At 68.9% G+C, this 22482-nt stretch carries 20 protein-coding genes and 2 pseudogenes; 15 read left to right on the top strand and 7 right to left on the bottom strand.

Features of this window, described 5'->3' with window-relative positions; genetic code table 11:
* Positions 1-128 precede the first annotated feature (128 nt).
* Complete coding sequence (locus tag ACZ6WH_RS05225; protein ID WP_469726293.1) at positions 129-296, top strand: hypothetical protein; 168 nt, start codon at positions 129-131, stop codon at positions 294-296.
* Positions 297-592: 296 nt separating this feature from the next.
* Here the strand turns inward: ACZ6WH_RS05225 and ACZ6WH_RS05220 are convergent.
* The 4 genes and pseudogenes from ACZ6WH_RS05220 to ACZ6WH_RS05205 all read right to left on the bottom strand — a co-directional run.
* Positions 593-802, bottom strand: a pseudogene (locus tag ACZ6WH_RS05220) (beta-ketoacyl synthase N-terminal-like domain-containing protein); the annotation flags it as partial.
* 536 nt (positions 803-1338) lie between these two features.
* Entirely contained in the window at positions 1339-2562 is a 1224-nt protein-coding gene (locus ACZ6WH_RS05215) for a beta-ketoacyl-[acyl-carrier-protein] synthase family protein (RefSeq protein ID WP_469726109.1), read from the bottom strand.
* Complete coding sequence (locus ACZ6WH_RS05210; RefSeq protein WP_469726108.1) at positions 2559-2855, bottom strand: acyl carrier protein; 297 nt, start codon at positions 2853-2855, stop codon at positions 2559-2561. Before ACZ6WH_RS05210 ends, ACZ6WH_RS05215 begins: the two co-directional genes overlap by 4 nt.
* 9 nt (positions 2856-2864) lie before the next feature.
* Positions 2865-4196 carry a cytochrome P450 gene (locus ACZ6WH_RS05205; RefSeq protein WP_469726106.1) on the bottom strand — a complete coding sequence of 444 codons (1332 nt, stop codon included), beginning with the start codon at positions 4194-4196 and terminating at the stop codon, positions 2865-2867.
* A gap of 650 nt (positions 4197-4846) precedes the next feature.
* On the opposite strand from ACZ6WH_RS05205, the gene ACZ6WH_RS05200 reads away from it, so the two are divergent.
* The 7 genes and pseudogenes from ACZ6WH_RS05200 to ACZ6WH_RS05170 all read left to right on the top strand — a co-directional run bounded on the left by ACZ6WH_RS05200 (position 4847) and on the right by ACZ6WH_RS05170 (position 11540).
* Complete coding sequence (locus tag ACZ6WH_RS05200) at positions 4847-5863, top strand: SDR family oxidoreductase (protein ID WP_469726104.1); 1017 nt, start codon at positions 4847-4849, stop codon at positions 5861-5863.
* A 411-nt stretch (positions 5864-6274) separates the two neighbouring features.
* On the top strand, positions 6275-7213 hold the full coding sequence (locus tag ACZ6WH_RS05195; RefSeq protein ID WP_469726103.1) for an acyl-ACP desaturase: 939 nt from the start codon (positions 6275-6277) through the stop codon (positions 7211-7213).
* Between the two features lie 478 nt (positions 7214-7691).
* Positions 7692-8065: pseudogene (locus ACZ6WH_RS05190) on the top strand (leucine zipper domain-containing protein); the annotation flags it as partial.
* Positions 8066-9095: 1030 nt separating this feature from the next.
* Positions 9096-9449 (top strand): hypothetical protein, encoded by a 354-nt coding sequence (locus tag ACZ6WH_RS05185; RefSeq protein ID WP_469726101.1) that lies wholly within the window; start codon positions 9096-9098, stop codon positions 9447-9449.
* Positions 9450-9635: 186 nt separating this feature from the next.
* Entirely contained in the window at positions 9636-9746 is a 111-nt protein-coding gene (locus ACZ6WH_RS05180; protein ID WP_469726100.1) for a transposase, read from the top strand.
* 460 nt (positions 9747-10206) lie between these two features.
* Positions 10207-10329 (top strand): hypothetical protein, encoded by a 123-nt coding sequence (locus ACZ6WH_RS05175; protein ID WP_469726099.1) that lies wholly within the window; start codon positions 10207-10209, stop codon positions 10327-10329.
* A 902-nt stretch (positions 10330-11231) separates the two neighbouring features.
* Complete coding sequence (locus ACZ6WH_RS05170) at positions 11232-11540, top strand: hypothetical protein (protein ID WP_469726097.1); 309 nt, start codon at positions 11232-11234, stop codon at positions 11538-11540.
* Positions 11541-12130: 590 nt separating this feature from the next.
* On the opposite strand, the gene ACZ6WH_RS05165 is transcribed toward ACZ6WH_RS05170, so the two are convergent.
* On the bottom strand, positions 12131-12817 hold the full coding sequence (locus ACZ6WH_RS05165) for a DUF4232 domain-containing protein (RefSeq protein WP_469726096.1): 687 nt from the start codon (positions 12815-12817) through the stop codon (positions 12131-12133).
* Positions 12818-13086: 269 nt separating this feature from the next.
* On the opposite strand from ACZ6WH_RS05165, the gene ACZ6WH_RS05160 reads away from it, so the two are divergent.
* The 6 genes from ACZ6WH_RS05160 to ACZ6WH_RS05135 all read left to right on the top strand — a co-directional run bounded on the left by ACZ6WH_RS05160 (position 13087) and on the right by ACZ6WH_RS05135 (position 18132).
* Positions 13087-13377, top strand: coding sequence for a peptidylprolyl isomerase (locus ACZ6WH_RS05160; protein WP_469726094.1), 291 nt, complete (start codon positions 13087-13089; stop codon positions 13375-13377).
* Positions 13378-14179: 802 nt separating this feature from the next.
* Positions 14180-15535, top strand: a complete 1356-nt coding sequence (locus tag ACZ6WH_RS05155; protein ID WP_469726092.1) for a YcaO-like family protein — start codon at positions 14180-14182, stop codon at positions 15533-15535.
* Positions 15536-15873: 338 nt separating this feature from the next.
* The gene (locus ACZ6WH_RS05150; protein ID WP_469726091.1) at positions 15874-16149 is read left to right on the top strand and encodes an HAD family hydrolase; all 276 of its coding nucleotides are present in this window, start codon (positions 15874-15876) and stop codon (positions 16147-16149) included.
* Positions 16143-16547 (top strand): HAD family hydrolase, encoded by a 405-nt coding sequence (locus tag ACZ6WH_RS05145; RefSeq protein WP_469726089.1) that lies wholly within the window; start codon positions 16143-16145, stop codon positions 16545-16547. The genes ACZ6WH_RS05150 and ACZ6WH_RS05145 overlap by 7 nt, the downstream gene beginning before the upstream one ends.
* Positions 16548-16594: 47 nt before the next feature.
* Complete coding sequence (locus tag ACZ6WH_RS05140) at positions 16595-17782, top strand: pyridoxal phosphate-dependent aminotransferase (RefSeq protein ID WP_469726088.1); 1188 nt, start codon at positions 16595-16597, stop codon at positions 17780-17782.
* A gap of 149 nt (positions 17783-17931) precedes the next feature.
* Positions 17932-18132: a hypothetical protein gene (locus ACZ6WH_RS05135; RefSeq protein WP_469726086.1), complete on the top strand. Its 201-nt coding sequence runs from the start codon at positions 17932-17934 to the stop codon at positions 18130-18132.
* 285 nt (positions 18133-18417) lie between these two features.
* Here ACZ6WH_RS05135 and ACZ6WH_RS05130 read toward each other — a convergent pair whose 3' ends face one another.
* Both ACZ6WH_RS05130 and ACZ6WH_RS05125 read right to left on the bottom strand, forming a co-directional pair.
* Complete coding sequence (locus tag ACZ6WH_RS05130; protein WP_469726085.1) at positions 18418-19497, bottom strand: hypothetical protein; 1080 nt, start codon at positions 19495-19497, stop codon at positions 18418-18420.
* Between the two features lie 1312 nt (positions 19498-20809).
* Positions 20810-21373, bottom strand: a complete 564-nt coding sequence (locus tag ACZ6WH_RS05125) for a hypothetical protein (protein WP_469726084.1) — start codon at positions 21371-21373, stop codon at positions 20810-20812.
* Between the two features lie 218 nt (positions 21374-21591).
* On the opposite strand from ACZ6WH_RS05125, the gene ACZ6WH_RS05120 reads away from it, so the two are divergent.
* Complete coding sequence (locus tag ACZ6WH_RS05120) at positions 21592-21774, top strand: hypothetical protein (protein WP_469726083.1); 183 nt, start codon at positions 21592-21594, stop codon at positions 21772-21774.
* Positions 21775-22482 lie beyond the last annotated feature (708 nt).

Below are 22482 nucleotides of genomic sequence, written 5' to 3'. Positions count from 1 at the left end.
CGGACGTCCAATGGATACGGGCTGTCCGAGGCCTGACGGCTGCTCAGATCCAATGAGATCCGATGCCGGTTGACGACAGGGTCATATGACACCCGAGGGCCGATGCAGCGGCAGAAGCGAGCAACAGCGTGGCCAATCTGGTCTACAAGCGGGTGTCGACCGACCAGCAGTCGACCGACCGTCAGAACCTCGTCCTGGCCGAGGCCGGGATCGAGGACCCGGCCGTCTTCGAGGGGGAAGCCGGCACCTCCAGCCGCCTCCACCGCTGGAACGCCCGCAGTTCGGCGAGCTGCTGAAGTACGCGCGGCCGGGCGACACCGTGCACATCTCCAAGATGTTCCGCCCCGTACGCGGAACCGGACACATCCTCGACGTGCTCGACATCCTCTGTGGATGCGGTGCGGTGGCGTGGTGAGCGTCCGCTGAGGCGCCGAAGCCTCGCAACAGACCACGGATGCGGGCACCTCGGCGGCGGGCGCGCTCCGGCGTTCCAGAACCAGCACGGCGGCTCCCTCTCCGAGAACGAAGCCATCTCGCTCGGCATCGAAGCGGCATCGAAGGGACGCGAGGCGCGGTCAGGGCGGCCGCAGCGGCGCGACACTGCCCTCAGCTGGTGGAAGCAGGTCGCTGTCATGCGCGAGCGTGCCGATTCGCTGCCGCCGGCGAGGACGATGTCGCAGGTGCCTGCCAGGAGCAGATCGCGAGCGACGCCGAGTGCGGTGGTTCCCGATGCGCAGGCGCTGGAGATGGTGAAGTTGGGGCCCTGTACGCCGAGGTCCATGGCGACTTCGCCGGCCACCATGTTGGGCACACTGCGTGGCCGGGCCAGTGGCGAAACTGCGTTGGGCCTGCCCTCGCCCAGGCGGCCGAACTCGGTGACGTAGGTTTCCAGGCTGTTGCTGCCGACTCCGCGGACCCCCCGACCCGTGGCGCACGGCGGGCGCTCGGCTCCAAGGCCGCGCCGGCCAGGGAGCGCCGGGCGGCGACCAGGGCGAGGTGGGCGAATCTGTCCAGGCGGGCGTGCCTTTCTCGCCCCCAGTTCTGCCGCCGCGTCGAATTTCATCGGCCTGGCAGGAGAACGCGACCGGAAGCCCGGCCCAGCTCCGGGGCCGGGGTTGCCAGGCAGTGTCCGGCCGAGACGTTCTTCCAGACGCTCTCGGGCTCCGTACCGGACGGGGTGACCAGTCCGCTCCCGCTCACGGCAACCCCGGAGCTTCGGTGCTGGGCCCTTGATGGGAAGGCCGGAGCCGGAGTTGCGGGAGGCCGGGCAGCGGCAGACAGTAGGTCGGTGGTCAGGGCGCGGTACGGGTTGTCCGGGACGGAAGCCATCGAGAGCCTTCACATGCTTTGGAAGATCAGGACGGCGTTCTGGCCGCCGAAACCGGAGGAGTTGCTGGCCACCGCGGTCATCCGGTGGGCACGTGGGGCCTTGGTCACCACGTCCAGGTCGATGTCCGGGTCCAGCCGGTCGAGGTTGGCCGTCGGCGGGATGAGCTGGTGGTGCAGGGACAGCACGGAACACACGGCCTCGATGCCGCCGGCGCCACCCAGGGCGTGCCCGAGGACGCTTTTTGTCGCGGTGACCGGCGGCGGGGTGTCGAACACGTCGCGCAGTGCTGCCGCCTCGATCCGGTCGTTCAGGGCAGTGGAGGTGGCGTGGGCGTTGACGTGGTCGATGTCGTGCGGGTGGAGTCCCGCGTCGGCGAGAGCTGTACGGAAGGCGCGCTTGGTGCCGTCGCCGTCGGGATGCGGTGCGGTGGCATGGTGGGCGTCGCCGGTCGCCCCGTACCCGGTCAGGCGGGCGTAGGGGCGGGCACGGCGGGCGCGGGCGTGCTCGGCCCGTTCCAGTACGAGGAGGCCGGCGCCTTCCCCCAGTACGAAGCCGTCGCGGTCGGCGTCGAAGGGGCGGGAGGCGGCGGCCGGGTCATGGCGTGCGGATGCCAGTGCTCCCATCCGCCAGAAGAGAGCCGACCCGATGCGGGAGCACGCAGATTCGCTGCCGCCGGTGAGGACGACGTCGCACAGGCCCGACTTGATCATCAGTGCGGCCGTGCCGATGGCAGTGGAGCCGGACGCGCAGGCCGTGCTGAGGGAAAGGGTGGGCCCCAGCGCGCCGAGGGCCGTGCCTACCTCCCCGGCGGCCATGTTGGGCTGGCTGCGGGAAACCGCGGTAGGTGTGACCGCTCGGAACCGCCCCTCGGCCACGGCACCGAACACCTCCGTCATCTCGGTGCTGCTGCCGCCCACGCCGAGCACCACACCGACCCTGGTGGCATCCCAGGCCGTGTAGTCCAACGCGGCGTCGTTGACGGCTTCACGTGCCGCGGCCAGCGCCAGTCTGATGAACCGGTCGGTACGCCAGGCCAGGCGCTTTCCGACGGCTGCCGCCAAGGCGCCGTCGTCGACGCGGCAGGAGAACGCGACGGGGAGTCCGTCCAGCTCGGGATCGGGCGCCGCGGTGGAGGCGCCGTCGCACAGCCGATCCCACGTGGCCTTCACCCCGATGCCGGCCGGGGTCGCCAGGCCCAGGCCCGTCACCACCACCGCGTTGTCGGATGTCATCGCAGCGTGCTCCCCTGGGCGCAGGCGCTATCGGTGCGTGCTTCGGCCCCGGCGCGGGCCAGTGCCTGTGCGGCCTCGGCCAACGTACTGGTCGGCCCCAGGCCGAGGTCCTCCTCCCCCAGTTCCAGGCCGGTCTGCTCCTCGATGACCACGACCAGCTCCAGCACCGCCAGTGAGTCCAGTTCGAGTTCGTCGAAAGTGGCATCCGGCCGCAACTGGCCGGGGTCGATTTCGAAGTGCTCGCTCAGCAAACGGGCGAGCATCGCCTCGTCGAGATGCGGCATGTCGGACATGCTTATTCCTTAACTGTTCGCGGTGATAGTGAGGGTGGGGGTTGCCGGGTCCGGTTGTCGTGTCCGCTGTGGAGCCGGGCCGTGCACGCGGCTTCGCAAGAGAGACCCGCTGCATGCCGAAACGGCGCTGTGGAGCCATGCCCCCAGCGGACAGCGTGCGAGCCGTCCAGCCGCCTGCCTACCGCTCAGTGGGAGGCAGGTGGAGGCTGACGAAGGGGGTGTCCTGTGAACTGTGCGGTGCTCACGTCCGGTCCTGTGCGGTGGACCTACGTGTCGCCGCTGCAGGTGTGCGTAGGCCGGCCCTTCGGGCCGGACAGCCGCACGTGGCCGCCCCGTGCCGCGGTGCCCACCGTTCAGGGCCGGCACGGTGACGAAACGCCGCGTCATGTTGGCATGACAGGTCAGTTCCCTGCGGTCGGCTGCGAGACGGAGGTCGGGGAAGCGACGGAACAGCTCGACGAGCGCCGTTCTCATCTGGAGCCGTCCCAAATCTGCACCCGGGCAGAAGTGCGGGCCGTGCCCGAAGGACACGTGTCGCGCCGGGCCCGGACGGTCCGCTCTGACCTTCCGAGCCGATGGCCATACCGGGTCGACGTTGGCGGCGGGGAAGCAGAGCACCACGGGGTGGCCGGTCTCGACAGCGTGCCCTCCCAGTGACATCGGCTCGATGGCGAAGCCCCACACGCCGTAGGTGAAAGGGGAGGCCGACCGGATCGTGTCCTCAAGGACGGTCAGCTCCTGTGCCGTACCGGTCACCAGGCATCGCCTTGCCTCCCGTTGTGTGTCGGCCAGCAGGTGCGGTGCTCCGCTCGGAATGGTGGTCAGCGTGGAGTCCACTGCCGCGAAGAGAACAAAGGCGAGTGACCCCAGCAGCTCATCCCTGGAGACTGCGCCCTGTCGGTAGGCGGCCAGCAACGCGCAGGTCAGGTCGTCCCCCGGACACCGCCGTACGTGCGCCACCGCGCCCGCGAGTCGTTTGCTCATCGCCGAGGCCGCTGCTCTCATCGCCGGCGTCTCAGGGTGCGCAGGTCCGCTGAGCTGAAGGCTGAGGTGTAACAGCGCTTGTGTCCGCTCCAGGGAAAGGCCCAGCAGGTGCGCCACCGTCGCCGACGCGACCGGCAGCACGAGATCTGCCACCACGTCGCCACCGCCCCGCTCGCCGAAGCGGTCCAGCACGCGATGCACCGACTGGCGCACCACCGGCGCGCGCTGCGCGACGGCGCCGGGGGTGAGGAAACGCCGCAACAGCCCCCGCAGCCGGGCGTGATCGTCGGCGTCGGCGCTCAGCACATTGCGGCTGGCAGAGACACCGACCAGCGGATAGCGTCGCGCCGGAATCACGCGCCAGGTACCACTGCCCCTGCGCGGATCGGGGATCAGCCGACGGCCCTTCGCCGCAGCCCTCACCGCCTCGCATCCCGTCACCGCCCAGGCCGCAAGCCCCCCCGGAAAAAGGGCCCGATGCGCAGTCCCCCGGTCGTGCAATCGTGCATACGCCTGCGACGCCCCCACTTCGGCGGTGCCCGGCAGATGGAGGGGGACGGGCGGCGCGTTGCCGTGATCCGATGGGCAAGCCACTGGACGACCTCCTGAGCACATACCACGATGCAGCTGGGCCGTTCCACCACGGCGCCCCTTGGCGACAGGTGACACGCTTCCCCGCTACCGCGGGAAAGGCAGCGGGCCGTTGTCGCCCGGCCAGGGCAACGTTGGCCGCCGAGCACGCTTTACGTGTCGGTCATGCATCGATGTCATTTCTGTCGCTGCTTCCGGACTCGTCGAGTCCTTCACGGCACACAACGACGGTGACGGCGAACGGTCGCGGAGAACATCCTGACGTTGCACCATCGGAGTGACCGACCGTCGCATACGTCACCTCCGGACCGACCGGGACGTTCTGCATACCGTGACTTCGTCCCGCCCGCGCCGCCGCACTGGCGGGCGCGGCGCGGGGCACGCTGCAGCCGACGAGCGAAGAGGACGCAAGCATCGTGGCCATTGCTCTCACCGGCGCCACCGGCTTCATGGGTTCCTACTTGCTCAGTGAACTACTGCGCCGGGGCGGTCCCATCATTGCCTTGGTGCGTCAGAGGCCCGAGCTTGCCCGTGCCCGGCTCACCCGCGCTGTGGCCGCCACCGGAGCCGGCCCGGAACAGCTCCAGCGACTGGACCACGTACGCCTGGTCCGGGCCAGCCTGGAGCAACCTCTTCTCGGCCTGGACCCACCCAGCTTCCAGCGCCTGGCCCAGGAGATCGACACCCTCTGGCACTGCGCAGCACGCATCGACCTGGGCACTTCCGAGCAGACGGCACGCCGCGTCAACGTCGACGGCACACGCCGCATCCTGCAACTCACCGAAGCCGCCGACGGACCTCTCCACCTGGTGCACATCAGCACGGCGTTCGTCGCCGGACGGCGCCCCAACGGCACGGTGTCCGAAGACGACCTCGACGGCACCCACGGCTTCGTCAACTCCTACGAACAGTCCAAGTACGAGGCGGAGGTCCTCATCCGCGACTGGGCCGCCACCCACCGGGCGGACACCACCGTGCTGCGGCCCGGCGTCCTGGTCGCCTCCCACCCACCTGCTCCCCGCGCGCCTCGTCACCCCCACGCGGTCATCGGTGCCCGTCTGGCAATGATGGCCTCTCGCGGCCAGCATCGGTTCCTCCGTCAAGCAGGCCTGTCCCTGCCGGACTCACGGCACGTGACCGCGCGCCTCGCCGTCGCCCCCCGAGCCACGATCAACGTTCTCCCCATTGAGTACGCAGCACCCGCCATGGTGCGGCCGGCGACCGCTTCCCCCCCCGACGGAGTACGTACCCACCACATCGTCCGCCCCACCGACACGCCGGTCGAGGCCTGCGTCAGGGCATCGATCGGACACCCGCCCGGGATCGACGTGCAGACCGTGCCGCACCTGTCCGACCCCGCTCCCCTGGAAGAACTAGCTGGAACGCCACTCGCCCATCGCCTTCGGCTACCGCACCCTCGGACGTCGCTATGACCGCAGTACTTCGGACGCCGCCGATGCGGCGGCCGGCATCCCCCCTGCGCCGGCACTCGACGCGACCTACCTGGCGCGTACTTTCGCTACGTGCTCGCCTTCCCCGAGCCGGCGGCAGAGGCAGCGCGCTGACCGACGGTGCCGTCAAAGCCCTGCACGACGCCACAGGCTGCCGTCCACGCGCCCCGTTTTCACGGCCCGGGAGGGCGGCAGGGCGATCACCGGCGAACATCTCAGACCCAGCAGTTCTTCGCTGCTGCGGCCGACGAGGTAGCCGCTACCGTGCGGCCTGCGTCCGTGAGCACCCCATCCCGCGCAGCCCTCGACCGACATCGGCACTGCGCGGGCGAGAGGACAACCCCTCCACAGCACTCCCGCCCACCGCCATCACCTGCCTCTTAGGGACTCGAAATGCCTGCTGCCGTCGACTTCCTCGCCGAGCTCGAACCGCACGTTGCACAACTGCTTGAACGCCACCTGGCCGCTGCCTCCGACTGGTTGCCTCACACCTATGTGCCCTGGGGTAACGCCATCGACTTCGACGGGCCGCTCCACGGCAAACCCTGGCAGCCTGACCAGTCCACCCTGCTGCCCGCCGTGCGCGATGCCCTCATGGTGAACCTGCTGACCGAGGACAATCTCCCCAGCTACCACTTCGAGATCGCCACCCGCTTCGGCCGCGACGGGGCCTGGGGCGAGTGGGTCCACCGGTGGACAGCGGAAGAGGACCGGCACTCCCACGTCCTGCGGGCCTACCTCCACGCCACCCGGGCAGTGGACCCCGTCGCGCTCGAACAACACCGCATGCGCACCATCAGTAACGGCTTCCACCGTCCTGAGTCCTCGACGCTACATACCCTCGCTTACGTCACCGTCCAGGAACTGGCGGCCCGGGAAGCTCACCGCAACACCGGCACAGGCTGCGATGACCCCCTGGGCCAGCATCTGATGACCCGCATCGCCGCGGACGAGAACCTGCACATGCTCTTCTACCGTGACCTGTACGCCCACGCATTCGACCTCGCCCCCGACACCGCCGCCACCGCGCTGGCCGACGAAATCTGCAGCTTCCAGATGCCTGGCACCACCGTCCCCGGTTTCCAACGACGAGCACTGCGCATCGCGACCGCCGGCATCTACAATCTCGACATCCACCACGATCACGTGCTCCTGCCGCTACTGCGCACCCTGCGCATCATGACTCGTACCGACCTCGGCGCAGCCGGCGAAGAAGCACGCGACCGCATCGGCCGCCACCTGGAGCACACCAAGGCCACCGCGGACCGCCTCCGCACCCTGCTCCAACGTACCGAGCACACAGAACGCGCTGCACCCCTGCAAGCTCGCTGATGGCGGAGGAGGGTACGGCGCACCTGCTGCGGCCGAAGCGCCCGCGTCCTGCCTGCCGCGGACGCCACCCGCGCTGCAGGAAGGCAACGCCATCGACGCCATCGCCTTCTGCGCCGGCACCGCTTCGCCAACCGGCCCTTCTACATCGTCGCCCCTGAACGAAGCAGCGCTGTAATCCGGCATGGCTCCAGTGAACGCGCTTGGGCGGGCGGAGTCAGAGGCCGACCTGCTGAAACGGTGCACGAACCGCTCATGCAAACGCTCCAACTCGCCCGCCCACAGCCTCACGTCAGCAGGTCCCCACCCATACCCACATCAACGACGAACCTGCCCCACCGTGCCCCACCGTCACAGCAAGCACCGTTGCGGTACTAGATGTGTTAGTCACGAGCGTTGTTGACACTCGCGTGGGCTTGATCAATGGCGAAGACCTCCGGTGCGGTGGAGGTGTCTAGGCTTCACCACACCGGAGGTCTTCGTGTCCCACCGGAATGCCCGATTGACCGTTCATGGCAGGCGGCTGCTGGTCGAGCGGGTCCGTCTTGGCCGCCCGGTCGCGCATGTCGCGGCCGAGACGGGGGTCTCACGGACCACTGCACACAAATGGGTCCGCAGGTTTGCGGCCTAGGGCGAGGCCGGCCTGCTGTGATCCGCCGCCATGAGCGCAACCGCCTCGGCGAACTGGTCCACGTCGACGTCAAGAAGCTCGGCCGCATCCCCGCCGGCGGCGGCTGGCGCATCCACGGCCGGGTCGGCAGCCGGATCACCAAGACCGGCGTCGGCTTCGACTACATCCACTCCGCCATCGACGACCACAGCCGCCTGGCCTACAGCGAAGTCCACCCCGACGAAGTGGGGACGCTTCCGCGGCGGGCGGCGGCGGTGCGGGTGCGCCTGGTCTGCGGCGAGGACGGTCTGCTGCATTACTGGTGGGAGGGCCCGGAGCGGGCGGCCGGAGTGCTGCGCCTGCCTGCCTTCCCGCAGCAGGTGGAAGTGGTGACCGACAGTCCCGGCACGGCGCAGCAGGTCAGGTTCGACGGCGCCCCGCCGCTGCGCGACGGCGGTGTCTGGTGAGCGCGGTGCAGCTGGGGAAGCTGGGGAAGCTGGTCGGCGGTGAGGCGAAGCCGCTGTATGTGGCGCGGGTGGAGCTGGTGCTGTCCCGCCCTGATCACCGGTCGCTGCGTGAGGTGGGGCTGGATCCGGATCCGCTGCAGCGGATCGCCGCGGCCTTTGCCGGAGTGCGTGCCGAGGTGGGTGAGGAAGCCGAGCTGGTGTTGGACCTGGTGCCGGTCGCGGGCGAGCAGGTGGCCCGTCGCCGGCGGAGGTTGATCGGCCGGGCGCAGCGGCGGGGGCATTCCGCGTACGGGGAGCGTCTGGGCACCGGCGGCCGCGGCGGCAGTGGGTTGGGGTCGGTGCTTGTGGAAGGGTTGAACGGCGGGCGGCCGAGCGGCGCTGGTAACGCGGCGAAGGCGGTGCGGCAGGTGGACCTGGCCGACGGGGTGGGCAAGTTCGTACCCGGCCAGACGGTGTTCGCGGTGCAGTTGCTCGTGGTGCGGACGACCGCGAGTCTGGTGACACTGCGTCACATCTCCGATGTCCTGGACATCCCACTGCCCGAACTCCTCGGCGCCGCACAGCCACCCGGGCAACCGCTGATATCGGCTCGCCGCCGGTCCGCCTCCACCAGGGTCTGTCCGGCGGATCAAGGGCGGACAGGACCCAGCTGCCCCGCACGGCGTGCGAAGGATCGATACATCGACCCACGCGTGGGTGACATCGCGCATCCGGGGACCGCTACCAGGGGAGGGCGCAGACAGATCCATCAACTCGCCAGGGTCCGGCTTCCAGGAAGCCGCCAACTCCTCGGACGGAAAAGGGTTTCATGCGCATTCGCCACGCCGCTGCCGCCGCATTCGGAGCGCTCGCTCTCCTCGTCACGCAACCGACATCCGCCAGCGCCGCCACCGGCGACTTCTCCTACACGTTCATCGGGGTCGACGGCCAGTCCCAGCAGTCCACCCTCCACGACCCTGACAGTCCCGGCTGCATCACGCTCCCCGAAGTCGCGGACCCGAACGCCTCCGAACCCGCCTTCGCCCCGCACAACGACACCGACACATGGGCGATTGTCTTCACCGAGCCCGACTGCACCGGCGACTCCTGGACGCTGCGCCCACACGGGACGCCCGCCACAGACCGGCTCAAGCTGCGCTCGGTGTTTCTGACCGACAGGTGATATAGAACGGCGCATCCGCCGTAAGGAACAGCACCAGTGCACCAGCCTGCTCCGGGTGGCCGATCCTGCCCAGTGGCAGATGGGACTGGCTCCGGTTGCCTGGGCCCATCCAGGGTCCGCCTTCAAAGATCGCTAGGTGGTGAATCATGGTGGGGTGACACCCCGCCATGAACTCACCGATCGGGAGTGGGAGTTAATCGCTCCGCGGTGGAGGACCGGCAGGTCATCAACGGGATGGTCTACAAGATCCGTACCGGGATCTCCTGGCGTGACCTGCCGGAACGCTACGGGGCGTGAAAGACGGTCTGCACCCGCTTCCGCCGTTACGCGCTTGACGGCGTGTTCACCCGAGCCCTGCAGCAGATCCAGGCCCGGGCAGACACGGCCGGCGACATCGACTGGCTCATCCAGATCGAGTCCACCCTCGGCCGATCCCGAGGAGGACTGACACCAAGATTCACCTCGCTAGCGACGGCAGGGGCCGCCCTCTGGCGTTCGTGACGCCCCCGGGGCAGCGGCACGACAACATCTGCGCGCGCCCGCTGCTGGAGCGGATCCGCGTCAGGACAGTCATCAATACTCCAGCGGAAGGGCACGAGCGGTGCGGGCAGCCCTCATAGGCAAACGAGGACTGACCACGGCAGGTCGCACATGACCTACCAAAGCCCGCCAGCAGATTCCCCGCACCACGCTCACCACTCGACACCGAACACAGATAGCGAGCCTGCGACCAACGCTCACGGTGCAGGCCTGCGCGATGTGCCTCATCGAGGCAGCAGCGCCTGGCAGACGGGCCGCCGCCGACGGCCGCAGCGAGAAGCCCGGCTTGGCGCAGCCCCTGCGCCACCAGCTCGGCGAGGACTACAACCAGCTGGTGTGAGACGCCACCCGCTAGCGGCCCCACCACTACGGCAACCTCGCTTACCGAACAGCACTCTGGCAGGCTGCGGGCAGGGACAGCGACACCTCACCCGATGCCACACGCGGACCGTACGGCCCCGAAGCCCACCCCTGATGCCGCGCCTGCTGCTCCGAGTGTGCGGCGGACCGACCCTTGTTCAGGCTCTGGCCTCACTGGTGGCGAGGGTGTAGTCGAGCATCCGTCGGAGCAGGGCGGGAAGCCGCTGCGCCTCCTCGAGTGCGCGCTCGGGTAAAACTGGGCACCCAGCCCTGTCGTGATCTCACCCCACGTCCCCGGCCCGCCCCCCGAAAACCTTCCGCCGCGGACACCGACGCCCACCACGATGCAGCCGCACACCCGACGGAAGGATCAGAAGTGCCGCTCTCAAGACAGTGGAGCGGAGCGGGGTGTACCGGCCTGTGACAGCCATGCCCACTGCAAATACCGCCCCACGGCAGTGAAACAGCCCTTCACGAACGCCCGAAATGCGAAAACACCCCGCCCTGACGCACCGTCACTGGCACCCACCCACGGACACCCAGCCGGCACATCGCACCTGGGCCGTTGGAGTGGGCGGTGCCTCGGGGAGCGACTGCGAGACGTGTTCGCGTTCGCTGTCGTCGCGGTCGCTCGACAACGGCCGGGCCGGCGCGGCGGCGGGTCAGGCGCTTCACCACGGCCGTGCGGAAGTGCTCGGGCTCCGCGCCGCAACAGTGGGCCAGAGCCCGAGAGCCGACTGGGAGGCGCTGTAAGAGCCTCTGCTGTTCGAACGACCTGTCGCGGGGCTGGCCTGTTCGGCCCATACCCCATGCTGTGATCGTGCTGTTACATATGCCTGAGGGGTCTCCCGCCCGGGAGGCCGATGTCAGGGGGAGTGAGCTATGAGCATCGGTGACAGCACCACCACAGACATGCTGAGCGGACGGGTGACGTTCACCCAGACAGAAGACACCACCGTGAGGATGACTGGCCAGTTCAACGAGGGATTCTCCGACCCCTCCGGGAAGTACGAGCTGCGCATCGACGGCCGAAGGACCGTCGATCTCCGTGGCATCAACCCTCCGGCGACAGAAGAGTTCGAAGAGACCTTCGACGGCGTCACCATCGACGACTTCACCGGCATCACACTCACGGTCGTCGGCCCCGACGGGACCATCGCCACCTCAGAACAGACGACGCCGGTCGAGTAGCCGCCGGCCAACGACAGCCCGACCTCAGCGCCACAGCCCGGATCAGGGTGCGGAGCGGCAGGGTGCTGCCTGGCCACTATCGGCACGGCGACCGGTCAGGCCAGTACCCGCCGCGTGACTCCATCAGCTCCGCGCGACGGCCTCAGCAACACGGGCGTACGGGATATCTGACGTACGCCGTGGCCGGAGCCCCGCCGCCCGACAACAGCATCGAATTCGAACAGCACCTGAGACACGATCGCCGGCCACCGGGCATGCACCGCTTCCTCGCCACCTGCGATAACCGCGCGCCACGGGACCGCGAAAGCGGATGCCAGACGTGCGCGTCAGCGGGCAACGGACTGTCTGCTTCCCTCGAGGACTTACGTTCCTGCCCCAGACGCGGGCCTGGCCCGCGCGGTCGCGCGGGGGTGATGGCGCTGCCGAGGGCACTCCGGTCCCGCAACGTCGGCGGCCTTCGGTGATGGTCCGGGCGGCCGTACCCGGTCGCGGGCTTCAGCGCGGCCACTCTGACCGGCGCTGTCCAGGTAGGTCGAGCGAGGCAGCGTCTCCCCAGGTGGAAGGCGGTCGGGTCAGTGGCCGACGGGGTGTCAGAAGTCGTACGGCTTCGTCGTGCTCCAGTTCAGCACGTCGGCCTCGTTCCAGCTGAACTGTGGGTTCTCGCCCTTGAGGGCGACAGAGTAGGAGGGGCCGTCCTGGCCGTCCGCGCAGCGCAGCGCGAGGGCGAACGACCGCGCCGTGTGATCCTTCGAGCCGTAGTCGAAGAGATTCACCGCGCTGTACACCTTGCCTCCGGGCTGGAGCGTAATGTGCTCCTTCCCGCCCGGCTTGTCCTTCTTCGAGTGCGGCAGGACGGTGTCGACGTCGCCGAGCTTCACGGCCGGATAGGAGGTGACCCAGCACGGCTTGCTGCCCTCGTTGGAGGCAGTGACCAGCAAGTGATCGCCCTGCTGCCCGGCGAACCGGTGTACCGCGGTGACCAGCATCTCATTACCGTGACACTGCCCGGCGCCGGCTGTCGTGCCCTCGCCCGCGGCCTCGTTGCTCCCACCCGAGTTGGCCGTCGAGCGCGCCTCCTTGGTGTCGCCACCGTTCGCCTGCTCCGCGCCGCCCTTGCCTTCCCCGCCCGCCGCGGACCGGCTCTGCGTCGTACCGGCGGCGCCCGCGCCGCCGGCCGCCTTCGCGCCGTCCTCGGCGCCGCCGCAGGCCGTCAGGCCCAGCGCCAGCGCAGCGGTGACGGCGGCCAGGGTGGCGGTACGAATCCGGGCAGTACCCATGATCGGGTTCCTCTGCTTTCCGTGCGGGAGCCTTCTACGTCGTTCCCGCAGTGTGCACACCACCCTTCCCGCAGCCACTGACGTCCTGGAAACGCCTCACTCACGTCCTGCCAACACACCGTGCGCGAACTGGTGCGGCCGAGCCGTGGACAGCCAGCGGTTGTGCCGGTGCTGCCCGCCGTCCGTGACCTTCAGCGGGAGAGGACACGATTAGATGGTGGCAACGACCTCGCGCACCAGTTGAGGTCGGCATACGCGTACTCGAAAGGATGCAACTCATGGCTAGGGCTTCTGCACGTCACATTCTCGTGGCCTCTGAAGACAAGGCGAACGAGCTGAAGGCACAGCTGGAAGCCGGAGCGGAGTTCGCCGAGGTCGCCAAGGCGAACTCGACCTGCCCCTCCGGCCGCCAGGGCGGCGACCTCGGTTCGTTCGGCCCGGGACAGATGGTCCCCGAATTCGACACCGTCGTCTTCTCCGCCCCCCTCAACGCAGTCCAGGGACCGGTCAAGACCCAGTTCGGGTTTCACCTCATCGAGGTGACCAACCGCCAGGACTAACGCAACCGCTGCCCATGCAGCGAGCGTGCGACCGCCTCCCCCACACCCGGGACGAGGTGGTCCGCCAGGCATACATGCCACGGCCCGCCTGCGCCCTGGGCGTGGCGGGCCGTGACATGTGCGCCGAGCGTTCCCTTGTCAGAGGGCGTCGGGCGGATCGCTCAGATAGCGGAGACGCGTGCTCATGTTTCCGGCTTAGCGCGCCCCAGACGGGTCACTAGGAGCGACCAGGCATACTCTGCGACGAATCAGGAGCAGAAGGAGCGCGACGGGGCCGGCCTCATTTCATCTGCCGCATAGCCATCAGGTGACGCGCTGCATCCTGATGAGGCAGGAGATGCCGGAGCGAAGCAGTCCCCTGCGCCGCACCCTGGTCAGTCGACTCACCGGCCCCCTCAGGCCCAGATCAGCGCACTGGCCAAATCCCAACAGAACGGGGTCAGGCAGGACGACACACTCAGTGAGCTGCGGGGGCTGGGCCCCTCGGGCCGTCATGGCCTCTGCTGGCGTGGCCGTGTGACGGGTGCTGGACACCCTGGTCACCATCATGCGCGGGCGGGGGTACGGGGACGCCGGACGCGCGGGTGCCGTGCTGTCCAAGATCCAATTGCGGGTCGGATGGTGGGACCGCATGGTGAGGAGTGTTCACGACCCCGATGTCAGGAGGTATGTGTCATGGGTGCATCCGGTGGAGACATGGCTGTTGCACGGCAGTCGGACGATGTCGAGCTGGCGGCGGAGGAGGCTGCGGTGGTCGACGAGTTGGCGAGCGTCGCGCCCGGCCCTGAGGCTGAGTAGCCGCGTGGGCCCGGTGGGGAAGGGCGACGGCAGCGGCCTGCCCCGGCCCGCCGCTGCAGCCCGGTCCTTCCGGCCGGGCCCGGCCGGGGCCGCGGAGGCGATGCGAGGGCTGGAGCGGGCGGCGCGCAGGCTGGGGATGCGTCCCCGTTGGCGGCAGCAGGCGGAGGTGCCCGGCCTGGTATCGGTGTGGACCTGCGAGCTGGCGGGCGGCGACGGTCGCTGGCCTTTGCACGGCACTGTCGGCGTCGGCAAGGCGGCTGATCCCGCGCAAGCCCGGCTTCGGGCCCTGAGCGAGGCATTGGAGCGCTTCTGGACAGGCCCGCCCGGTCTGGCGAGCACTCCGATCCATTTCGTCCGTGCCGGGCAGCTGGCGGCAGGGGTGATGACCGGCGAAGCGAGCCAACCGCTGCTGAAGCGGCTGGACGCCAGTGAGCTCGCCTGCTGCACCTACCAGTCGCTCCACCGCGGCCAGGAGAAGGTCAGTATCCCGCTCTACCTGGGCGCCCCCTGGTACGCCGAGCCGGACGGAGCAGCCCACCGCAATGGGCTCGGCGACCGCGCGGACTACCGCGCACTGTCGCGGTACTCCGTCAGCTCCGGATACGGCCTCGCACCCACCGATGACCTGGCCACCGTGCACGCTCTGCTGGAGACCGTCGAACGCGACGCCTGCTCCCTGCTCACCCTCCGCCTCCTGGCCTGCGGCCAGGAGGCGACCGTCGTGGACCCGGACACACTGCCCCACCACCTCGCACGGCTGCACGCCCACGCCGAGGCGGAGACCGGTGCCCGAATCCACCTCCTGGACGCCACCAGCGACCTGGGCATCCCCACCGTCCTCGCCTACTGCTGCCCGCAGGGCACCCGCCCGTATCTGCGCGGACAAGCCGCCGCCCTCACCCCGCGCCAGGCGGTCTCCGGCGCCATCACCGAACTCCTGGAATCCGCCCTCGTCCGGCGCAACACCCCGCCCGAGCCGGCCCCGCGCACCTCCCTCACGCCCTACCCGGTGCTGTATCGGTGCGCACGCTTCGACCTCACCGCCGCACTACGCACCGCGCACAAGACGCCCTTCTGTGACCAGCCTCCCCCGGCCCGCCCCGAGGAGGACCTGCCTCACCTCCTCGCACGCCTGGAGGCCCACGGCTACCGCGCCTACCGACGCCGCATGAATCCCTTCCACCCGACCGGGGAGCCCGCCGCCGGGCTGAGCATCGTGCACACAGTGGTGCCGGGCCTGGAGCGGTTCTTCGCCATCCTCAAGGGGACTCTGATCATCCCCGGCCCACGCGGACAATCCCACTGCACGGCAGCGCGTGCTCGCAGCGGCCACGCCACCGCGCCCCACACACCCAGCTGACAGTCACCAACGCGGCGTCAACACGCTGAACCACTATGGAAACGCGCTGAACGTACGCCCCTGCCATGGGTGCCCAGGCCCGGCCGACGCCAGCTGGGCGTCATGCGTTGAGGGTGTCCCACCACCAGTTGAAGGAGGGCAGCCGGAATGGGGCGTCTCCGGGGGGCGGGAAGGGGTGGGTGGGGGTGATGGGAGCGCGGCGCCTTGGCCGTCGAGGTGGGGAGCTGTGTCGCCCGCAGAGACGGCGCGCTCCGGGGTGGACCGTTTCTCGCGTGGATGGTGGTCGTTGGGCAGGAATCGACGCCGACGGGCCACGCCGTTGGTGAGGACGGAGCCCCATGCCGAGCAGCCCGAGCGGCGGTAAGCGCCATTTGTTCGTCTTTGATCTCGATGGAACGCTGATCGACTCCACTGCCGTGATGTCGAGCGCTTTCACCGCGGCCTACCGCGCGGTGGTGGGGGCCGGCGAGCCCCCGTTGGCAGAGTTCTTCCAGTTGTTGGGTGCACCGTTCCCGGACATCCTCACGCGCCTGGGGCTCCCCCAGCAGATGGCGCCGGTCTTCGCATCGGAGGCAGCTGCACGGATCGATGACACCACCACGCCGACGTGCTGAGCACCTGCGCGCAGTTGAAGACGCGGGGGAACACCCTGGCGGTGTTCACCGGCAAGGACCGGCCGCGCAGTGAGGAGATCCTGCGCCGCCTCGAAGGTAGATGCGTCTTTGACGCCCTGGTGGCCGGCAGCGACCCCCTCCCCGGCAAGCCCGCTCCCGATGGCGTGCGGTACCTGCTCCGGCGCTTCGGCGTACGGCCGCAGGAGGCTGTGGTGATCGGAGATTCCCCCTTCGACATCACAGCGGGCCGGTCCGCGGGCGCCGTCACCATCGGATGCGCCTGGGGAGTGACATCGGTCGGTGAGCTGCAGGCGGCGGGCGCGGACCACGTTGCCGCGACCGCACCGGATCTGGCCCGGCTGCTGACCGGCGTGGCGCAGGCGGGGAAGCGTTGCTGACGGCCGGCGGCAGCGAAGGCGGCCGGCGGAGAGGAAAGGAGCCCATCATGCCGTCACCCGCGGCACATGCCCAGGAAGTGGGGCGGTCCGGCATCAATGTGATGATGGACCGGATCTGGCAGTCGGCACGGCCCGTCATCGGCCTGCACACCGGCTCCCCTGAAGGTCCTCCGCCCGACCATGTCCTCCAGGCCTTCCACCGGGCCATCGACGAAGGCCGTACCGGGTACGCGCCCAACCGCGGCCTGCCGGAGCTGGTGGAGGGGATCACCGTCAAGCTGCGGGCGGTCAACCACATCCCGGCCGGTGCGGAGCAGGTCATCGTCACCGCCGGAGCCACGCAAGGCCTGCACCTGGCCCTCGCAGCCATCCTGTCCCCGGGGGATGAGGTCCTCGTTCCCGATCCCGGCTGGCCCAACTACGCCATGACCGTCCGCATGGTCGGCGCCCGCCCCACCAGTTACCCGCTACGGCCGGAAGACGGATTTGCCGTGTCCCCGGACGAGGTCGCCGGCCGCATCACCCCGGCAACCCGGGCGATCATCCTCAACTCGCCCGCCAACCCCACGGGCAACGTGGCACACCCCGCCGTACAGAACGCCATGATCGAACTGGCCCACCGTCACAACCTGTGGCTCATCTCCGACGAATGCTACGAAGCCTTCGTCCACGACGGCGTGCACACCAGCCCCGCCCAGCTCGACGATTCACACGTCATCAGTCTCTTCAGCCTCTCCAAGACATACTCGATGACCGGCCTGCGCGTCGGCTACCTCCTCGCGCCCCGCCAGATCGCCAAGGTCTGCCTCGAGGTGCACGGAGCGTACGTCTCCTGCGTCAACACGCCCGCGCAGGTCGCCGCCCTCGCTGCCCTCCAAGGGCCCCAAAGCCTCGTTGCCGACCGCCAGAGAACCTACGCCCGACGGCGAGACGCCGCCTGCGCGCTGCTGACCCATGAATCGATCCCTCATGTCCCCCCTCAGGGCGCCTTCTACGTCTTCGCTCAACTCGCCGGCCCCGCCCCGCACACCCCCGTCGCACGACAGAGCCGCGACGCCTGGCTGGAGCGGCTCCTGGACCACCACGTGGCGGTTGCCCCCGGCTCCGCCTTCGGCCGGACGACCACCGGATGGGGCCGCATCAGCCTCGCCGTCGAAGACCACCACCTCGCCGAAGGCCTCAAACGCCTCACCGCCTTCCACCACGGCGAACAACCCGATCGGCACAGTCCCTAGCGCCCGTCGCCGGTTCGAGACGGGCCCACCGGGCCTCATGAGAGTTGTCCCTCGTTCGAGGGGTGGTTGTCGGCTATTTGCGTCGAATGGGCACGTGCAGAGGACAAGGCTCAGACGATGAGCGTCCCTGCTGACGGGAGAAGAAGCCCATGCGTATCCGCACCCTCGCAGCTGCCGCCCTGACCGCCCTGGCAATCCTGGGCACCGCCGGAACTGCCAGTGCTCACGGCCACGACGACGACCTCGTCAACATCAGCAAGTACACCAACGCACCCGCCTACGCAGCCCACAACTGGGGAAGCGGCAACTGGAACTCGGCAGCCCGCTTCGGCGACCTGGCGCAGGACTGACCTCGACCGGTCGACCCTGGCGTACTTCCAGACGCCAGGGCCCATCACACATCCCACCGCGAGGCCGGAACGCATCGCGTTCAGACTTCGCCGCCCATCCAAGGACCGGCACCCGACATCCAACGTTATGACTCCTCACCCACGGCGCGCTGTACGGCATCGCATCCTCATCGCCTCCTCCCCCACCGAGGTCGACCGTGCCGTGGCCGCATGGCCACTGCGTCTGCACAACGACGGCGGTTGCCATGGCGCTGAAGCGCACGACCGCCAGCGCCGTACCAGCGATCACTGAACATGCCCCTCGACAGGCGAAACGGGAGAGAGCCCAGTCCGTGCAGACGGCGGGGGCCAGTACCGCTTCCAGTGCCCGGCCGGGTCAACATTGAGTATCCGTTCCAAGGGATACAGACCGATGAGATGCGCGGTGGGTATTTGTCTGCTCGTTCCCGCGAACTGCTTGAGCAGCCGCCGACTCTGTTCGATGGTCCGCCACTCCGGGTAGTTCTCCACCGCGATGGCGAGCGGCGGCCGGCTGTCCCTGTGGACGGCGGTGGCACGCAGTTCCTCGACCATGTAGCTGGCGTGCGCGAAGGACAGCAGATCTGCCGGAGGAGCGAGTTCCAACACCAGCTTCCACACGGGATCACCGCTGGCCAAGAGGGCCGCGGCGAGTGCCTCGGGTGCGGGGATGGTGTTGCCGCGTACGGCGTTCCGCACGAGCGGGGCCACGGCCCCGAGAGCATCCGATTCCCGTACGACGGCGTCCTGGCGGCAGGCGCCTGTGAGCGCTGCGCGCAAGTGCTGCCGGAAGAAGCTTGTCGTGAGGGCGTGTCGGGTGTCGACGATGCGGAACCATTGCAGCATCTGCTCGATGTCGGCCAGGCCACGCCGGAAGACGTCCAGAAGGTACAGGTAGTACTGGACGCGCGGCATGTCGATGGTGACGGTCACCGGCAGGACGCGGGGAAGCATGGCCGCTACGTCGGCGATAAGTCCGGTCAGCCGCAACACGGACTCGTATTCGTACAGAGACAGTGCCGGCTCCGCTTCGATCTTCGACACACGCCGGTGGACCGGAGCGAAGTTCAGGAGATCGATGGGCTCGCCATGATCATCGCGGCAGTGCAGCACCCGGTTACTGAAAAGGCACGTCCCGGCGACCACGTTCACTCCGCTGATGTCGGCGCTCCGGCCCGGCAGGCTCCTCGTACCCTTGAAGTGGAGGAAGTGCTCTCTCGCGCCGAAACGGGCCTGCGCGAAGACAACGCAGTTGGCCCGTTGCCCGACCTCAAGGCACAGCGCGCCGTCTCCTCCTCTCAGCCGGTCGGTGCCGAAGAACCGCCCCAGCTGACCGAGCCGCTCCACGGCCCGTGCCGCTGTCTGCTGGAGGGACGAGTGGTCAACATGCTCATCTCCTCCTAGGTGCTCTCCTCCTAGGTGCAGATACGAAGTACCCGCCGTCCCGGCGACCGGATGGCAACCATGGTCTGGGAGGAGCCGGCTGCGGCGGAACTGCGGCTGCCGTCGACAGTGAGGGCAGTGCCGCACCACCGCAATGGCCGAAGCAGGGTGTGCCAGGTGAACACTGCCCGTGGTGCCTCCCATGCGTCATGATCCGCTCCGCCGGTGGACCGAAGCGAAAAAGGGCCGGTGAGATGCCAGGGGCGAGACTGACCCGCATACCGACCCGACAACGCGCGTCCTGCCGGCAATGCCGCAGGGCCGATGTCAGCCCTCTTCAGTCACACATGTGGGTGCAGGAGCCGCAAGGTGAGACTGGCGGGGCTACGGGGGAAACTGCAGGTCAACCCACCATGTGGGTGAGCGACCTGGCCAGTGACGGCTCCGACGCCGTCGCCCGCCTGGAGCGGGAGAGAGCGCCCGAGACCGGGACGGCGACGCCGCCGAGGACCTGCTGGGCCCCGCTGGTCGAAGCCGGACACGGCAGTCGGACTCCCCGGATCCCACGAAGCAGTGTCCCTGAGGTCAGCGCCTCCCCGGACTATCGGCTTCGCGGGGCGCGGACGGCGATGTGAGGGGGACGGAGCGGGTCACGGGTGCGCCCTTTCAGGTGAGCGACGGGCATGCTGGAGAATGCGGGCCGGTCAACAGCGTCTATCGCGTCCACGGCATCGCGGATGAGGCCGCCGCGCCCACGCATCCCCCAGCGGCGCGTGGGCGGTTACGAGGTGCGGTAGCGGAGCCAGGCGCGGCTGACGACAGCTGCCTCGCGCGGAGGGCCGGAGCGGTTCGCCGGTCGGTGTGCGGGCATGCAGGGCAAAAACGCCCGTCACGGCGATGGCCAGGTCGGTGATCGCCTCCGAGGGCACGGTTGTCCATGTGGGCACCGTGGCCGTTTGGGCTTCAGCGTCGGCCGCAACCTCCTCAGCGTTGCCCTGCCGGCCGACATGCCTTCGACGCCCACGCCCTCCAGGACAGCCACTGGCCTGCGGCCGACGAGCCCGTGGTCGTCAGGCAAGGCGTCCATAACGGGCCAAGCCAGTGGTCGCGAAGAGCACTTCCGCGGCCGGCCCACGGACGCCCGGGCGCCGACCGAGGTCAGTTGCGTGGCGAGATAGCAGGCGAGGGCAGTGGCGAGCTGGATGGTACGGTCGGCGTGGCGCAGTCGGCCGGCCATATCGAGGCGGCCGAGCACCGGGCTGAGGACGCCCGGCTCCTACTCCTCTGTGAAGTACAACGGCGACAGCCTGACGCCCCGCTCGGACTCCTCCAGATCAGGCGGCGTGACGTGAGCGAGGTCGCCATCGATCGGGATGTCGAACTGCTGGCCGATCTCAGCGATGGCAACTCCGACCCGGCCGCGCAGCACACCCAGCGCCTGGAGTCCCCATGTCCATTGGATCCGGTCCCGGTCCCTGTCTGAGGCATCCGGATACGTTTCCTCGGTGAACTTGCGTGCTGACTCGACATCGGTCAGCCACTGCCTCACAGCGGCGCGCATCACGCGCAGTTGGTGCCGCAGTTCCTCGGACTCGCACTGCGCGATCTGCTCGTTCAGGTAGGCACGCAGCGCTTCTATGGAGCCCCAGGAGCCGTTCTCCTCCTCGACGTCATAAGGCGCATGAAGCACTCGATGATCCTCCAGGCGAAGCAGGATCGACCTTGCCCGGTCGCGTTCGCTCTGGCTGAACCCGAAACTGGCGCTCTGCCCGAAGAACGAGAAACTGATCGTCTGCAACCGACCGCGCCAGCGCCAGCGCCAGCGCCACTGTTTGAACATCCCCATCTCCAGCTAGCTCTACCAACGATGGAGCCAGCATTTCGCACTCCCGGTGGACAGACCAGGCCGGACTGGGAGGGAGCTGGTGACGGGCGTCTTCCGATCAGACTGGGCGCACCAGCCACCGGTGGTCGAAGACGCTCTCGGCAAGCAGATGCTTGCCCTCCTGGCACAGTTGGAGGCCGCCCTGCGCTGCCGCCGCCGATCCAGCAAAGGGAGTGGAAGAAGCTTTCCCTCAGCATCCCGACACCGAGATCATCCGTGGCTTCCCCGGTCTCCCCGTCCAGCTCGGCGCCCGGATCCTCGCCGAGATCGGGGACGACTGCGACCGCTTCACCGACACCCACAGGCTCTACCGTGATCACAGCGACCTGCGACGGACGACTTCGGCCGCCGGGTGAGGTGTGCGCATTTGCTGCGGGAGGGCGGGCGGAGAACTCGGGAGCGTGGGCGCCCTTCGCCTGCCGCGCGCCCGGGTGGTTCAGTTTCTGTCGCTCGTTGGGATGAAACGCGCTGCCTGGGGCGTGCATGATTTCTGCGCCACGCTCCTGTGCGACGTCCTCACCGGGCGCATCACACCCCACGCCGTCCGCCACCAAGACTGGACCTCCGCACCCGCGCCTCCACCCAGCCCGACCGCTGACAGCCCTTCGCCCGAGTCCCGCCTACGTAGCGCAGTCGCCCCACCACTCACCCAGCACCATGCTGCCCCGGCCGGCTCGGGCCACGGTCACCGCACGCGGCAGCCCTACTGCGTACCGGCCCGAAAGGAACCCCGTCCGCACGCAGCCCGCGGCAACGCGGGAGAGCGTTGCGCCCAGCGGAGACCTGGACGGCCGCGCGTATCGCATCCGCCTCGGCGCTGCGCCGGCGCCTGGCTGCGGAGCGGTCCCTCGACGACCGGGGTGCGCAGCGGCACGCTCTCTCCGCTACGCCAGCGCGCCTTCTCCGCCACGCCAGCGTGCTCTCTCCTCTATGCCATACTTCCGGCCTTTCTTTCGAAGACGTCGGGACGCACCGACACCCCCGACCTGTTCAGCCCACCGGGTTCGATAGCGACGCGAGGCCGGTGAAAAGCGTGTAATGCGGCAAGCCGGTCCGTACGTTTG

It is taken from the genome of Streptomyces sp. NPDC050806, assembly GCF_055586425.1.
Note: the sequence above shows the minus strand (reverse complement) of the source record. Positions and strands in the feature narration are given on the sequence as shown.

What these genes read in the sequence shown, in the direction of transcription:
- ACZ6WH_RS05215 (WP_469726109.1), bottom strand. Translation starts at nt 2,562, where the DNA reads ATGACATCCGACAACGCGGTGGTGGTGACGGGCCTGGGCCTGGCGACC.
- ACZ6WH_RS05210 (WP_469726108.1), bottom strand. Translation starts at nt 2,855, where the DNA reads ATGTCCGACATGCCGCATCTCGACGAGGCGATGCTCGCCCGTTTGCTG.
- ACZ6WH_RS05195 (WP_469726103.1), top strand. Translation starts at nt 6,275, where the DNA reads ATGCCTGCTGCCGTCGACTTCCTCGCCGAGCTCGAACCGCACGTTGCA.
- ACZ6WH_RS05185 (WP_469726101.1), top strand. Translation starts at nt 9,096, where the DNA reads ATGCGCATTCGCCACGCCGCTGCCGCCGCATTCGGAGCGCTCGCTCTC.
- ACZ6WH_RS05175 (WP_469726099.1), top strand. Translation starts at nt 10,207, where the DNA reads ATGTGCCTCATCGAGGCAGCAGCGCCTGGCAGACGGGCCGCCGCCGAC.
- ACZ6WH_RS05170 (WP_469726097.1), top strand. Translation starts at nt 11,232, where the DNA reads ATGAGCATCGGTGACAGCACCACCACAGACATGCTGAGCGGACGGGTG.
- ACZ6WH_RS05165 (WP_469726096.1), bottom strand. Translation starts at nt 12,817, where the DNA reads ATGGGTACTGCCCGGATTCGTACCGCCACCCTGGCCGCCGTCACCGCT.
- ACZ6WH_RS05160 (WP_469726094.1), top strand. Translation starts at nt 13,087, where the DNA reads ATGCAACTCATGGCTAGGGCTTCTGCACGTCACATTCTCGTGGCCTCT.
- ACZ6WH_RS05150 (WP_469726091.1), top strand. Translation starts at nt 15,874, where the DNA reads ATGCCGAGCAGCCCGAGCGGCGGTAAGCGCCATTTGTTCGTCTTTGAT.
- ACZ6WH_RS05140 (WP_469726088.1), top strand. Translation starts at nt 16,595, where the DNA reads ATGCCGTCACCCGCGGCACATGCCCAGGAAGTGGGGCGGTCCGGCATC.
- ACZ6WH_RS05135 (WP_469726086.1), top strand. Translation starts at nt 17,932, where the DNA reads ATGCGTATCCGCACCCTCGCAGCTGCCGCCCTGACCGCCCTGGCAATC.
- ACZ6WH_RS05125 (WP_469726084.1), bottom strand. Translation starts at nt 21,373, where the DNA reads ATGTTCAAACAGTGGCGCTGGCGCTGGCGCTGGCGCGGTCGGTTGCAG.